The 14,054-nt window shown below is 68.7% G+C and carries 13 protein-coding genes; 6 read left to right on the top strand and 7 right to left on the bottom strand.

Features of this window, described 5'->3' with window-relative positions; translation table 11 throughout:
- Positions 1-32: 32 nt before the first annotated feature.
- Both LJF27_RS30370 and ptrR read right to left on the bottom strand, forming a co-directional pair.
- Positions 33-167, bottom strand: coding sequence for a PA1414 family protein (locus LJF27_RS30370; RefSeq protein WP_003087006.1), 135 nt, complete (start codon positions 165-167; stop codon positions 33-35).
- Between the two features lie 154 nt (positions 168-321).
- Positions 322-1,194, bottom strand: a complete 873-nt coding sequence (gene ptrR, locus LJF27_RS07265; protein WP_003082949.1) for a putrescine utilization regulator PtrR — start codon at positions 1,192-1,194, stop codon at positions 322-324.
- A 104-nt stretch (positions 1,195-1,298) separates the two neighbouring features.
- On the opposite strand from ptrR, the gene LJF27_RS07270 reads away from it, so the two are divergent.
- Positions 1,299-2,492, top strand: coding sequence for an MFS transporter (locus LJF27_RS07270; RefSeq protein ID WP_023116662.1), 1,194 nt, complete (start codon positions 1,299-1,301; stop codon positions 2,490-2,492).
- Here LJF27_RS07270 and LJF27_RS07275 read toward each other — a convergent pair.
- The 3 genes from LJF27_RS07275 to aphA form a co-directional block, all read right to left on the bottom strand.
- Positions 2,452-3,363, bottom strand: a complete 912-nt coding sequence (locus LJF27_RS07275) for a DMT family transporter (protein ID WP_003082945.1) — start codon at positions 3,361-3,363, stop codon at positions 2,452-2,454. The two genes, LJF27_RS07270 and LJF27_RS07275, sit on opposite strands and share 41 nt — an antisense overlap.
- Positions 3,364-3,563: 200 nt before the next feature.
- Entirely contained in the window at positions 3,564-4,655 is a 1,092-nt protein-coding gene (locus LJF27_RS07280) for an extracellular solute-binding protein (protein WP_003162348.1), read from the bottom strand.
- A gap of 10 nt (positions 4,656-4,665) precedes the next feature.
- Complete coding sequence (gene aphA, locus LJF27_RS07285; RefSeq protein ID WP_023116663.1) at positions 4,666-5,706, bottom strand: acetylpolyamine amidohydrolase AphA; 1,041 nt, start codon at positions 5,704-5,706, stop codon at positions 4,666-4,668.
- Positions 5,707-5,915: 209 nt separating this feature from the next.
- Between aphA and LJF27_RS07290 the strand changes: the two genes are divergently transcribed.
- From LJF27_RS07290 to LJF27_RS07300, 3 genes are all read left to right on the top strand, one after another.
- The gene (locus LJF27_RS07290; RefSeq protein ID WP_023116664.1) at positions 5,916-8,339 is read left to right on the top strand and encodes a DUF3772 domain-containing protein; all 2,424 of its coding nucleotides are present in this window, start codon (positions 5,916-5,918) and stop codon (positions 8,337-8,339) included.
- Positions 8,340-8,405: 66 nt separating this feature from the next.
- A complete protein-coding gene (locus LJF27_RS07295; RefSeq protein WP_003109570.1) occupies positions 8,406-9,347 on the top strand; it encodes a class I SAM-dependent methyltransferase in 942 nt (313 codons plus the stop codon).
- Positions 9,348-9,382: 35 nt separating this feature from the next.
- A complete protein-coding gene (locus LJF27_RS07300; RefSeq protein WP_003118666.1) occupies positions 9,383-10,138 on the top strand; it encodes a nucleotidyltransferase domain-containing protein in 756 nt (251 codons plus the stop codon).
- A gap of 19 nt (positions 10,139-10,157) precedes the next feature.
- Here the strand turns inward: LJF27_RS07300 and LJF27_RS07305 are convergent, their stop codons facing one another.
- The gene (locus LJF27_RS07305) at positions 10,158-12,098 is read right to left on the bottom strand and encodes a UvrD-helicase domain-containing protein (RefSeq protein ID WP_023094799.1); all 1,941 of its coding nucleotides are present in this window, start codon (positions 12,096-12,098) and stop codon (positions 10,158-10,160) included.
- A gap of 170 nt (positions 12,099-12,268) precedes the next feature.
- Here LJF27_RS07305 and LJF27_RS07310 point away from each other — a divergent pair, with 170 nt between their 5' ends.
- A complete protein-coding gene (locus tag LJF27_RS07310) occupies positions 12,269-12,496 on the top strand; it encodes a hypothetical protein (RefSeq protein WP_003082927.1) in 228 nt (75 codons plus the stop codon).
- A gap of 131 nt (positions 12,497-12,627) precedes the next feature.
- On the opposite strand, the gene LJF27_RS07315 is transcribed toward LJF27_RS07310, so the two are convergent.
- Positions 12,628-13,260 carry a TetR family transcriptional regulator gene (locus tag LJF27_RS07315; RefSeq protein ID WP_003109573.1) on the bottom strand — a complete coding sequence of 211 codons (633 nt, stop codon included), beginning with the start codon at positions 13,258-13,260 and terminating at the stop codon, positions 12,628-12,630.
- A gap of 92 nt (positions 13,261-13,352) precedes the next feature.
- On the opposite strand from LJF27_RS07315, the gene LJF27_RS07320 reads away from it, so the two are divergent.
- A complete protein-coding gene (locus LJF27_RS07320) occupies positions 13,353-14,018 on the top strand; it encodes an O-methyltransferase (protein WP_003082920.1) in 666 nt (221 codons plus the stop codon).
- Positions 14,019-14,054: the final 36 nt, after the last annotated feature.

Raw genomic sequence — 14,054 nt, forward strand, 5'->3', positions numbered from 1 at the left:
GCAGGCGGAGGCCAGAGCGTCGGGGAACCGGCTCAGCGACGTTGCCGCGCGGCGAGGCGCCGGCGTTGCTCGTCGTTTTCCACCGGGATGGGTTGCATGCGCGGGGGCTCGATCAGGCCAAGGGCGACACCGAGTTGCCACGCCAGGTTTTGCAGCCAGAGTTTCATGACAGGCCCCTTGTCCAAGGGAAGGAGAATCGGGCGACCTGACAAGTCAGGTCGCCCTAGGAAAGAGTAGACCGGCGTCCCACTCTCCGCACGTTCCACTCCGTCCTTGGAAACAACTTTACTGCGGGAAACCGGCCCCGGACCCTGACCTGAATCAAGCCAACGCCGATTCCCGCCCTTGCAGGAGACCGATCCAGGCCTTCAGGTTGGCGCCGACCATGCCCTTGCGCCAGACCAGCCAGGTATTCGCCCGGGCGAACGGTTCGGCCAGCGCATGCACCGCCACCGACTCCCGCCCCGGCAGGCTTTGCAGCATCGACACCGGCATCAGCGCCACCCCGCCGCCGGCCACCACGCAGGCCAGCATGCTGTGGTAGGACTCGATCTCCATCACCCGGCCCATGCTCACTCGCGCGCTGGCGAACCAGGACTCCAGCAGCAGGCGATAGGAGCAGCGCGGGCGGAAGGCGATCACCGCGCTGCCGGCCACGTCCTCGGGACCGCGCACCGGCGGGTGGCCATTCTCGGTGACCAGCACCATGCGCTCCTCGAACATCGGCAGGCCCTCCAGACCGTCGAAGTCCAGCGGGCCGTCCACCAGCACGGCATCCAGGCGCCCGCCCAGCAGCGACTCGACCAGCTCGCCGCTGGGCGCGGTCTGCAATTGCAGGTTCACCGCCGGATAGCGCCGGTGGTATTCCGCCAGGCGCGGCGGCAGGTGGATCGCCGCGGTGCTGTACATCGAGCCGAGGGCGAAGTCGCCCACCGGTTCGCCCCCCTGCACCGCCGCGCGCGCCTCCTCCTGCAGGGCGAACAGCCGCGCGGCGTAGTCCAGCAGGACCTTGCCGGCCGGCGACAGTTGCAGGCGCTGGCGTTCGCGGAGGAACAGGTCGACGCCAAGCTGTTCCTCCAGTTGCCGCAGGCGCGTCGACAGGTTCGACGGCACCCGGTGCAGGCGTTCGGCGGCGCGGGCGATGGAGCCTTCCTCGGCGACCGCCTGGAAAATCCTCAACTGGCCGAACTCCACGATTAATTCTCCAAAACAGAACAAGTAATTCACGATTATTCATTTTTACAGAATTGCCGCAAGACCTAACCTGCTGCCATTCATCCCCCGGCAGGAATCCGCACATGTCCCGTGATTTTCTTCGTTCGCCGCTGGTCGGCCTGCTCGCCTGCCTGCTGGCACTGGTGGTCGCCATGGGGGTCGGGCGCTTCTCCCTGACCCCGCAACTGCCGCACCTGATCCGCGAAGGCCAGCTCGACCTGACCGGCGCCGGCCTGCTGGCCGCCGCCAACTACCTCGGCTACCTGGTCGGCGCGCTGGACGCGCTGTTCGCCCGCGAAGCGCGGCAGGCGCGCTTACGCCTGCTGGTCGGGCTATGGGCCTGCTTCGGCCTGACCCTGGCCTCGGTCTGGGCCGAGGGCTTCTGGCCGCACGCGCTGCTGCGCTTCGGTCTTGGCGTGGCCAGCGCCTGGGTACTGATCATGGTCACCGCCCTCAGCCAGCGCCTCGCCGCGGAAAGCGGTCGGGCCCGGCTGGGCGCGCTGGTGTTCGCCGGCCCCGGCATCGGGGTGATGGTCACCGGCCTGCTGGCGGCATTGGGCAACGCCCTGGGCCAGGACTCGGTGTTCATCTGGAAGCTCTTCGCCGACCTCGCGCTGGTCCTGATCCTCATGCTCCTGCCGCTGCTGCCGCGCCCGGCCGCACGCAGCGCCGGCCACGACGCGCCTGCCACGGCAAGCGAGAACGCCGGCCTCGGCCGCCTGACCTGGGCCTACGGACTGGTCGGCCTCGGCTACATCATCCCGGCCACCTTTCTCTCGCAGATGGCCGCGGCGCGTTTCCGCGGGCAATGGCAGGCCGACCTGTTCTGGCCCTGCTTCGGCCTGGCCTCGGCCACCGGGGTAGTGCTGATCAGCCTGCGCCGGCAGCGCCCGGACGGCACCCGCCGCTGGCTGGTCGGCGCGCTCTGGCTACAGGCCCTCGGCGTGCTCGCCTGCCTGCTGCCGGGGATCGGCGGACTGGCCCTGGGGGTAGTGCTGACCGGCCTGCCGTTCCTCGCCGGCATGCAACTGGTGATGCAATACGCCCGCGAACTGGCGCCGCATACGCCGCAGCGCAACGCCGGCCAACTGACCACCGGTTTCGCCCTCGGCCAGTTGCTCGGCCCGCTGCTGGCGGCGCTCAGCACGCATTTCGCCGGCGGCCTGCAACCGGCGCTGGCGCTCGCCGGGCTCGGCCTGGTCTTCGCCGGCCTGCTGTTGCGCCGGCCGCACTCGCTCAGCGTCGCAGCAGGCGTCGCAGCCACTGCTCGCCGCTGACCAGGGTGATGCCGGCGAGGACCAGCGCCGCGCCGGCGACGAAGTTCAGGCTGAGCGGCTCGCCCAGCAGCAATACGCCGAAGGTGACGCCGAACAGGGGGGTCATGAAGGAGAAGATCGCCAGGTTGTTCGCCAGGTAGCGACGCAGCAGCCAGAACCAGCAGAAGTAGCTGGCGAACGACACCACCACGCCCTGGAACAGCACGCTGGCGGTGCTCACCGGGGTCCAGCGGACCTCGCCGAACTGGCCGCTGAAAAGAGCGATCAGCAATAACCCGGCGCATGCCACGAACAATTGGTAGAACAGCGTCAGGCTTGGCGGTGCCTCGGACAGCCGGGTGCCGCGCACTGCCACCGTGGTCGCGCCCCAGGACATCCCGGCGAGCAGGCCGAAAGCGTCGCCGAGCAGCATCCGCCCATCCATTTCCGCCCACGACAGGCCTCCGCCGAAGGCCACCGCGATGCCGCCGAAGCACACCGCCACACCCAGCCACTGCAAGGGCCGCAGGCGTTCGCTGGGAAGCAGGAAGTGCAGCCCGAGGGCAGAGAAGATCGGCGCGGTATAGAGGAACACCGACATGTGCGAAGCCGTGGTGTATTGCAGGCCGAGGGCGATGAACAGGAACTCCAGGGCGAACAGCGTGCCGGTCAGCAGACCGGCGCCCAGGGTGCCCTGGCGCAAGCCCTCCCAGCCGCCGCGCCAGCACATCAGCAGGCCGACCAGGGCGGCGGCGATGCCGGAACGGATGGCCGCCTGCATCACCGGCGCGATGTCCGTCGCCGCCCACTTGATGGTCACCTGCTGGATGCCCCAGATCACGCAGAGCAACAGCATGGTCTGGAAGGCGAAGGCATCGGCGGACTTACGCATGGCGGACTCACAGGCAGGCATGGAAGGAAGCGGCCGCCAGCGGCGACCGTCGGGCAGCGCCATTATGGACAAGCCGGCGCGCCCGGTCGAAGCCTGGAAGCGACCTCCAGCGGGCCGTGGGCGGCGGTTCCGGCCTGCTTGCCTGGCCTGGCCTGGGGGACGCTATCCGTCCTGCGAACCCGCCATCTGGCCGCGGCCGCTCACTTGCCGGTCTTGATCCTGCTCCAGGTCCGCGTGCGCAGCCGCTCCAGCTTCGGCGGCAGCATTTCCACCGAATACAGCCTGGCCTGCACTTCTTCCGGCGGGTAGACGTTCGGGTTGTCGCGCAACTCCGCCGAGATCAGGCCGTCCGCCGCCTTGTTCGGGTTGGCGTAGGCCACGTAGTCGGAGATCGGCGCCACTACCTCCGGGCGCAGCAGGTAGTCGAGGAAGGCGTGCGCCTGCTCGACGTTCTTCGCGTCGCGCGGAATCGCCAGCACGTCGAACCAGGCCGCGGCGCCCTCCTTCGGGATGCGGTACTCGATGCGTATGCCGTTCTTCGCTTCCCTGGCCCGGTTGGCCGCCTGCATCGCTCCGCCGGACCAGGCGATGGCCACGCAGACGTTGCCGTTGGCCAGGTCGCTGACGAACTTCGAGGAACTGAAGTAGGTGATGTACGGGCGCAGCTTCGCCAGGTGCTCCTCGGCTCGGCGGTAGTCTTCCGGCTGGTGGCTGTTGGGCGACAGGCCGAGATAGTGCAGCACCTCGGGGATCACCTCGGTGGGCGAGTCGAGGAAGGCCACGCCGCACTGTTGCAGCTTCGCCAGGTTCTCCGGCTTGAACACCAGGTCCCAGGAGTCCAGCGGCGCATCGTCGCCGAGCACCGCGCGGACCTTGTCGAGGTTGTAGGCGATGCCGTTGGTGCCCCACATGTAGGGCATCACGTAGCGGTTGCCGGGGTCCTTGCCGGCGAGCACCTTGAGCAGGGCCGGGTTGAGGTTCTTCCAGTTCGGCAGCTTGCTCTTGTCCAGCGGCTGGAACACCTCGGCCTTCAGGTAGTTGGGCAGGAAGCTGTCGCTGGGCACCACCAGGTCGTAGCCGGAATGCCCGGACAGCAGCTTGGCCTCGAGCACCTCGTTGCTGTCGTAGACGTCGTACTTCGGCGCGATGCCGGTCTGCGCCTGGAAGTTCTTCAGGGTGTCCGGGGCGATGTAGTCGAACCAGTTGTAGATCCGTACTTCCGGCGCGGCCTGGACCAGCCCGGCGGAAACGGCCAGCGCGAGGCCGGCCAGCAGCTTGCGAGTCGATTGCATGCTTCGCTCCTCAGCGGGCCGCGCCTTCGTAGCCCTGCAGCACGTTGACCGCGTTGATGCCGATGGCTTCCACCGCATAGCCGCCTTCCATGATGAACAGGGTCGGCAGGCCCAGCCGGGCGATGCGCTCGCCCATCCGCAGGTAGTCCGGCGAATCCAGCTTGAACTGGGAGATCGGGTCTTCCTTGTAGGTGTCCACGCCAAGGGAAATCACCAGGGCATCCGGGGCGTAGCCGGCGATCCGCACGCAGGCGTCGTCGAGCGCCGCCGACCAGAGGTCCCAGCCGCTGCCATGGGCCAGCGGATAGTTGTGGTTGCAGCCCTCGCCGGCGCCTTCGCCGCGCTCGTCTGCGTAGCCGAGGAAGTACGGGTATTCGACCCGCGGATCGCCATGGATCGAGGCGAACAGCACATCGTCGCGGCGGTAGAAAATGTCCTGGGTGCCGTTGCCATGGTGATAGTCGACATCGAGGATCGCCACGCGCCGGGCATCCTGGTCGAGGAACGCCTGGGTGGCGATGGCGGCATTGTTGAGGAAGCAGTAGCCGCCCATGAAGTCGCCACCGGCGTGATGGCCCGGCGGACGGCAGAGGGCGAAGGCGCTGCGGGCGCCCTGGCGCATATGCTCCTGGGCGGTCAGCGCGACCTGGGCGGAGCTGTAGATGGCCTGCCAGGTGCCGGCGGTGATCGGCGCCTCGGTGTCGAAGCTGTAGTAGCCCAGCTCGCCCATCAGCGCCGTGGGGATCGGCCCGTCGCGGCGCAGGCGGCGGCCGGGGAAGGTGGTGGACACCAGGTCGCCGCTGTGGCCTTCGGCGGTCCAGCGGGCCCAGGCGCCCTGGAGGAAGTCCAGGTAGGCGGCGTCGTGGATGCGCAGCAGCGGCTCGCGGCCGAAATCCTTCGGCGTGATCACCTCGCCAAGGTTCTGCGACTTCACCCGGGCCAGCACGGTGTCGGCCCGGCTGGGCATTTCGAAACAGGGTTGCAGCTTGCCGTCGACCAGTTCCGACTGGCCGAAGTGCAGACGATGATCGTCGCTGTAGACGCTCAGCATGGAGAGACCTCGCAGGTTTCTTGTTCTTGGTGGAGGGATTCTGCCCAGCGCGCGGTCGCGGCAAAACGGCGGCGGCGGCCAAAAAGGGATCGATATGGCCAGAATCTATGTCCCTTTAGCGCCGCCTGGCGATTATCGACGCGGGGAATTACTCGGCACCCGCGCCGGTCCATACTGCTTGAGCCAGTCAGGATCGAAAGGGGGATTCGATGAGGCGCGCCAGCCTGCATATGTTGCTCTGCCAGTTCGCCATGGCCCTGGGCCTGCTCCTGAGCCTGGGCAGCGAGGCCTGGGCCGCCAGGCCGGCTCCGCAGGCGGCCGTCGACCTGGAAGCGCCGCCCGCCCTGGCCGAGGACGCCAGCCTCGACCAGCTCAACGCGCAACTCGACCTGATCCGCCAGCGCGTCACCGCCGACGCCAGCGACGACCTCCTCGCCGAGTTGCGCCAGAGCGCGCTGCAAGTCCAGCGTCAGGCCGACGCCCTGCTCGCGCTACGGGTGGCCGACATCGAGCGGCTCGACGATCAGTTGAAAGTGATCGGCCCGCCGCAGCCCGACGAGGCGGAAAGCCTCGCCGCCCAGCGCCAGGCCCTGACCCGGCAGAAGAACGCCCTGCTCGATGACGAACGCCAGGCCACCCAGCTCGGCCAGTCGTCCCGCGACCTGGCGGCACAGATCGTCAACCTGCGCCGCAGCCTGTTCAACTCGCAGATCAGCAGCCGCGCGGCGACACCGTTCAGCCCGAGCTTCTGGTCGACCCTGATCCGTCCCACCGACGACGACCTGCGCCGGCTGGACAAGCTGAAGGCGGAGGCCCTGGTCGCCTTCGACAGCGCCATCGCGCCCGGACACCGCTGGGCCTTCGCCGGAACCCTGCTGGCCACCGTGCTGGTCTGGAGCTTCGGCCGCCGCCTGCTGGAGCGCATGCTTACCTGGGCGATGATCCGCTGGCTGCCGGAAGGCCGCCTGCGGCGCAGCGCCCTGGCCCTGGCGGTCGGGCTGGCGACCATCCTGACCATCGTCGGCGCGGTGTCGCTGATGCGCTGGGGCCTGGAAAGCAACGCCAGCCTGAGCCCCGACATGGCCAGCCTGACCGATCAACTGGTGAGCCTGGCGACCTTCTGCGCCTTCATCGCCGGCCTCGGCCGCGCCCTGCTGATGCTGCCGCGACCATCCTGGCGGCTGCCGGCGATCCCGGACAGGATCGCCAGCGCCCTCGGCCCGTTCCCGGCGATCCTCGCGGTGGCGCTGATGCTGGTGGCCACCGAGGAACGGATCAACAGCGTCACCGGCACCAGCCTGGCCCTGACCGTCGCCCTCAACGGCCTGACCGCGCTGGTCACCGCGCTGATCTTCGCCGCCGCCCTGCTGCGCTACCACCATGTGCGGCGCAAGCACGACCTGGAGCGGCCAGGCGGGATCGCCGGGCTGATCCCCTTCGTCGCCTCGGTATGGATCGCAGCGATCCTCCTCGCCCTGTTCACCGGCTACCTGTCGCTGGCCTACTTCCTCACCGGCAAGCTGCTGTGGATCAGCGTGATCGCGGCCACCACCTACCTGCTGATCGCTTTCTTCGGCGACATCTGCGAAACCCTGCTCTCGCCCAAGCATCCCAGCGGCCTGGCGCTGGCCAATGCGCTCGGCCTGTCGCCGCGCCACCAGGCCCAGGCCAGCACGGTGCTGGCCGGGGTCGGCCGCACCCTGCTGCTGCTCACCGCGCTGCTGCTGGCCTTCCTTCCGGTCGGCTCGAGCCCCAGCGAACTGCTGCAGGGCTTCGCCCAACTGGGCGAAAGCAGCAAGACCCTGGGCAACCTGAACATCGTCCCGCAGGACATCCTGGTCGCCCTGATGCTGTTCGTCGGCGGCCTGTTCGCCCTGCGCATCGTCAAGCGCTGGCTGAGCGAGCGGTTGCTGCCGGAAACCAACATGGACGCCGGCATGCGCGCCTCGCTGGTGACCCTGGTCGGCTACCTCGGCTTCGTGCTCCTGGCGATGCTGGTGATGTCCACCCTGCGCATCAACCTGACCAGCCTGACCTGGGTGGTCAGCGCCCTCTCGGTAGGCATCGGCTTCGGCCTGCAGGCCATCGTGCAGAACTTCATTTCCGGCCTGATCCTGCTGACCGAGCGGCCGGTGAAAGTCGGCGACTGGGTCAGCCTGGGCGGGGTCGAGGGCGATATCCGGCGGATCAACGTGCGCGCCACCGAGATCCAGATGGGCGACCGCTCCACGGTGATCGTGCCGAACTCGCAGTTCATCTCCCAGACCGTGCGCAACGTGACCATGGGCAATGCCCTCGGGGTGGTCGGGGTGAACCTGACCCTGCCGCTGGACACCGACGCGATGAAGGTCCGCGAACTGCTCTTGCAGGCCTTCGCCGAACACCCGGCGATCCTCGACGCGCCGGCGCCCTCGGTGACGTTCAAGGATCTCGCCAGCAACGGCCTGGTGCTCAACGCCAGCGGCTTCGTCAACAGCCCGCGTTCGGTGGCCGGCGCGCGCAGCGACCTGCTCTTCACCATCCTCGACCGCTTGCGCAGCGAAGGCATCGCGCTGTCCTCGCCGCAGAGCCTGCTGATGATCCAGGATGGCGGCCCGGCCAGCGCCGCGCCTGCGCCCGCGACGCCCGATTGAAGCGAAGGGGCGGACTGTCCGTCACGCAACGGGTAGAATCCGCCCCTTTTTCAACGCCGAACCGCCATGAATCGCGAAGCCCTCGATACCCTCCTCCAGCACCTGCTCGCCGCGCTGTCCCCGGCGCCGGCGGAGACCCGCCGTCTGTTCCATGGTCGCGGCCGCTGCTGGCCGGGCCTGGAACAATTGACCGCGGACTGGCTGCAGGGCGTCCTGCTGGTGACTCTGTTCAAGGAGCCGCAGCCGGAGGAACTGGAGGCCTTGCGTCGGACCCTGGAGCAACTGACCACGGCGCCGGCCTGGGCTGCGAGCCAGGGCCGGCACCTGGTCCTGCAGCACCGCTACCGCCCAGACAGCGCCTGCGAATGGCTGTCGGGCGAGCCGCTGGAAACCTGGGACATCGTGGAAAACGGACTGCGCTTCCGCCTCGACCTGGGACGCAACCAGAACACCGGGCTATTCCTCGACATGCGCCTGGGCCGCCGCTGGGTGCAGGAGCAGGCCGCCGGCCGCCGCGTGCTCAACCTGTTCGCCTACACCTGCGGCTTCTCGGTGGCGGCCATTGCCGGCGGCGCCAGCCAGGTGGTCAACCTGGACATGGCCCGCGGCCCGCTCAACCGCGGCCGCGACAATCACCGCCTGAACGGCCACGACCTCGGCCGGGTGAGCTTCCTCGGCCACGAACTGTTCAAGTCCTGGGGCAAGCTGCGCAAGCTCGGCCCGTACGACCTGGTGATCGTCGATCCGCCGAGCTTCCAGAAAGGCAGCTTCGTCCTGACCCAGGACTACCGCAGGATCCTCCGCCGCCTGCCGGAACTGCTGGTGCCCGGCGGCACCCTGCTGGCCTGTATCAATGACCCGGCCATCGGCCCCGACTTCCTCCTCGAGGAAACCGCCCGCGAGGCGCCGTCGCTGCACTTCGTCGAACGCCTGGAGAATCCGCCGGAGTTCCCCGATGTCGACCCCGCGGCGGGCCTCAAGGCGCTGCTGTTCCGCAACGCAGGCTGATCGACGCGCGGGCGGCGTGTCGCTAGGCTGTCGGCATGGACATGCCCGATGGCTTCATCCCCCTGCCGCCACGCGTCGAACCGCAGGCGGCCTTTCGCCCCCTGCTCGACGACCTGCGCCGAACCCTGGCCCGGCCTCCGTTCGAGCGGGCCGTGCACAGCGTCTACCTGTACGGCAGCGTCGCCCGCGGCGAGGCCATCACGGGGCGCTCCGACCTCGACCTGACCCTGGTCCTGCGCGACCCGCCCAGCCCCGAACTGGCCGCGCAACTGGAAACCGCGCGCCTGGCATTGCAGGCGCGCCACCCGGAAGTCAGCAAGATCGATTTCGATATCGGCCACCTGGACCAGGCCCGCGATCCGGCCAACCGCGATAGCTGGGGCTATTGGCTCAAGCACCGCTGCCGCTGCCTGTGGGGCGAAGACCTGGCCAGCGACCTGCCGCCCTTGCGTCCGGCGAAAGCCATCGCCCTGGCCCTCAACGGCGACTATGCGCAGGTGCTGGAAGACTATGCGCGACGCCTGGAAAGCGCGTCCTCGGAGGAGGAGCGCCGCCTGCAACGAGAAGCGGCGAAGAAGCTGATCCGCTCCAGCGACATCCTTCGCGGGGAGACGGAAAGCGTCTGGCCGGAGACCCTGGAGCATTACCTGGCGCTGTTTCGCGCGCGGCACCCCGGACAGGCGCCAGCCCTGGAATATTTCAAGGCCGTGCTGGACGGCCAGGTCACCGACCCGGCGGTGTTCATCGAGCGCCTGCGCGCATTCAGCGCCTGGATGCAGCGCCAGGCGTAGCCCGCCGAGACGGTCGTCCTCAGCGTCGGGCCAACAGGGCCGTGGCGCCCTGGGCCTTGCGCGTGTACCAGAGCACCCGGCTGACGCCACGGGTGATCGCCACGTAGGCCAGGCGCAGGCTTTCGTCCTCCATGGCCTGGTCGTAGCTGTTGCGGAAGAAACCCGAAGCCGCGTACAGCGCGTTGCGCAACGGATGCTTCTCGCCCGGCAGGCAGTCGTCGACGACGATCGCCACTTCGGCCTGGAGGCCCTTGGCGCGATGGATGGTCATGCCCTTCACCGGCAGCGCGCGATCCAACTCCGCCTGGATCGCCTGCAACGGCTCGTTGCGCCGGCTCAGCAACAGCACCGCGGTGCGCTCGCTGCTCTCGCGAGCGGCGGCGTGCTCGCACTGGGCGCGGATTTCCGCCAGTAGCTTCGGCAGTTGCGCACGCAGGTCGAAACGCTGCACCAGCTTCACGCCATGGTCGCCCGGCTGGATCGGGCGGAACGCGCGGCAGGTCTTGTCCTGCTTGAAACGCACCCCGGCCAGCACCTTCTCGCCGTCGCGAATGATCGGTTCGACGGAGCGGTAGTTGGTTTCCAGCACCAGCAGCGCGCTCTTGCGTCCCCGCCCACGCGAAGGGAAATGCCGGTCGAAGTCGATGAACAGCTCCGGCGAACTGCCGCGCCAGCCGTAGATCGATTGCCAGTCGTCGCCGATGGCCATCAGGCTCGGCGCGGTGCCCTGGGTTGCCAGGCGACGGTGCAACGCCTGTAGCCAGAGGACGATCTGCGGCGAGACATCCTGGAACTCGTCGATCAGCAGATGGGTGAACGGCGCCAGCGCCGTTTCCGCCAGGGCCCCGCCGGCCATCCGCTCGCCGAGCTGCTGGAACGCGGCGTCGAAGGTCATCAGGCCCTCCTCGCGCAACAGCGCCTGGAACCTCGCCCAGAACAGTGCCATGGCTTCGACGAAGATCTTCTCGCGCAACCCGCATTCCAGCTTGCCGCTGTCCAGGCGTTCGACGCGCAGGCCCAGGCTCTCGGCGAACCCGGCCTGGGCATGGAAGGCTTCGTACAGCGGCAGCGCCTGGAACTCGCCGGCCAGCTTGAACGGCTCCAGCGGCGCCTTCGGCTGCCGCCGCGCGCCCTCTTCCGGCTCCGCCGGCGGCGGCAGTTCCAGCAGTTTGTGGGTCTTGGCGCGGAACGCCGGGCTTGCCGCGTAGCACTGCTGGTAGGCCTGCTTCAGCAGGCGCTGCTGGGCCGGACGCAGGCGTCCGGCGGCAAGGGGGTTGTCCGGCTCGGCGGCGGGGTCGCGGTCGTCCAGTTGTTCGAACCAGCGCGGATTGCCGAGCACCTCGCGGGCCAGGCTGCCGAGCGCCGAATGGAAAGTGCGCACGCACTGCCGCGCCTGTGCCGCGTCGAACGGGTATTGCCAATGGGCGAGCACGCGCAGCAATTGTTCGCGCAACTGCGCGCAGGAGGCGTTGGTGAAGGAAATCACCGTCAGCCGCTGCGGCTCGACGCCCAGGTGGCAGAGCATGAACACCACCCGCAGGACCAGGGTGGTCGACTTGCCCGAGCCGGCACCGGCAAAGATCCGCGCCAGCGGCTGGCGGCAGAGGATCATCGCCCACTGTTCCTCGGACGGCGGGCTGACCACGCCGAGCGTCGCGGCCTGCGCCACCTGCTCGCGCATGGCGCGCTCCTGGGATTCGTCGACCTTCAGTGCGGCAGCCGGATAGATTCCCTGCGGCGCGCCCCGCGAGGCGGCAGCGGGCTTGCCGGCGCCCTTCGCAGGCTTGCCGGTGGCCTTGGCCGGAGCCTTCGCGGCGTTCTTCCGGGAGCGGGCCTTGGCCGGCTGCAACAAGGCTTCGCGGGCCTCGCGCTCGGCCTGCAGGTAGGCGGTGGTACGCGGGAAACAACGCGCCAGGGCGCTGGAAAGCATCGACTTGTAGCGCCGTACGGCAGACAGCATCGGGGACCGGTCCAGACAAAGCATGTGGCTGAATCATAAGTGTTTTCCGCCCTCGGCCGACAGTCGGACGGGGACCGCCCATCGCGCCAGGGCAACCCTTGCGCGACCGCACCGGTCTACCCTTCGGGCCCTGCCGGCCTGCCAACTCAGCGAAAACAAGGAGCCTACCCATGAGCGATTGGGCAATCACCTACAGCAAGGACGAAGCCACCGAGCGTCAAGTCCTGCCGTTCCCCCACAAGCCGAGCCCCGAAGAGGTCGCCGAGCACCTGCTGGAATGGGCCGAGGCCAACCTCAAGCCGGGCCACTACAGCACCGGCAAGCTGGAAAGCGACGAGCCGGCGGAACTGCTGCTGCGCCGCTTCGGCATCGTCGTTACCGGCATCGCCGAAGCCTGATCCCTCCCGCGACCGGCAGGCGCCGGTCGCTTCCGCCGATACACGCCTGCTCCGCCAAGCCTACGCACGCGCCAGCCGCGTACCTGGGGCCGCTGGACCAAGCGACGGTTTTGCTCCGGCCACACGGCACCTCAGCGCTCGCCAAGGGCGGCGAGATAGGCGCAGAGCATATCGGCCAGGGCCTCGGCGTAACGCTCGATCTCCGCCTCGCTGCGTGGCTGTTCGGAGAACTGCTTGCCGACCGCGCCGAGGGTGGTGGTGAGCAATTCGCCGGCCAGGCCGCGCTCGGCCTCGGCGACCTCCGGCAAGGCCTCCCGGAGAAACGCCTGGAACACCCGCGCGCCCTCCGCCTTCACCTCCCGCGCCTCGTCGGCGTCGCGATACAGCGGCGCCGCGTCGCTCAGCGCCACGCGTATCGCCGCCTCTTCGCACTCCGAGCGCACGAATGCCAGCACCAGCCGGCGCAAGCGCTCCAGCGGCGGCCGGGCGGTGTCCTCGAGGATCTCGCCGAGCAGACGCGTGGTGCGCCGCCACTCGTCGCTTTGCAGGCGGAAGAGGATCGCCGCCTTGTTCGGGAAATACTGGTACAGCGAACCGATGCTCACCCCGGCGCGCTCCGCCACCCGCGCGGTGGTGAAACGTTGCGCGCCTTCGCTGGCCAGAACCTGAACAGCCGCCTCCAGGATGCTCGCCACCAGTTCGCTGGAACGGGCCTGCTGCGGCTGCTTGCGCGAGGAAATACGCGGGTTTCGCTTGTCGCTCATGGAAGGCTCCGGAATGCGAATGGCGGAATGCGATGAATCCGTCGCATTCTAGGTCCACGCACTTACGCGCTCAAACATTCCCGGAGCCATCCATGAATACCCTCACCAACGCCCCGCTCGCCGATCTCCTGCAACGCCTGTTCGCCGAAGCCGAAGCCAGCGCACCGGGCGACAGTCCCGCCCTCGCCGACCTCTCGGAGGCCGAACTGAAGCGCCTCATGGGCAGCAAGACCGAATACCGCGAGTTCTACGGCCGCCTGAAGGACCTGGCGCTGCCCGTCTCCCGCGAAACCGGCTGCCTGCTCTACATGCTGGCGCGCAGCAGCTCGGCGCGCAGCATCGTCGAGTTCGGCACGTCCTTCGGCCTGTCCACCCTGCACCTCGCCGCAGCGCTGCGGGACAACGGCGGTGGCCGCCTGATCGGCAGCGAGTTCGAACCCTCCAAGGCCGAGCGGGCACGGCGCAACCTGGCCGCCGGGGGGCTGCTCGACCTGGTGGAACTGCGCGAGGGTGATGCCCTGCAAACCCTCGCCAAGGACCTGCCGGACAGCATCGACCTGGTCCTGCTGGACGGCGCCAAGGCGCTCTATCCGGAGGTCCTCGCCCTGCTGGAAAGCCGCCTGCGCCCCGGCGCGCTGGTGATCGCCGACAACGCCGAGCATAGTCCCGAGTACCTGGCCCATGTCCGCTCGCCGGCCAACGGCTACCTGTCGACGCCCTTCGCCGAGGATGTCGAGCTGTCCATGCGCCTGGGCTGAAGCCTAGCGACTGACGGCGTCTCGCGGGTTTGCTAG

The organism is Pseudomonas sp. 203-8, from assembly GCF_020708595.1.
Lineage (GTDB): Bacteria > Pseudomonadota > Gammaproteobacteria > Pseudomonadales > Pseudomonadaceae > Pseudomonas > Pseudomonas aeruginosa.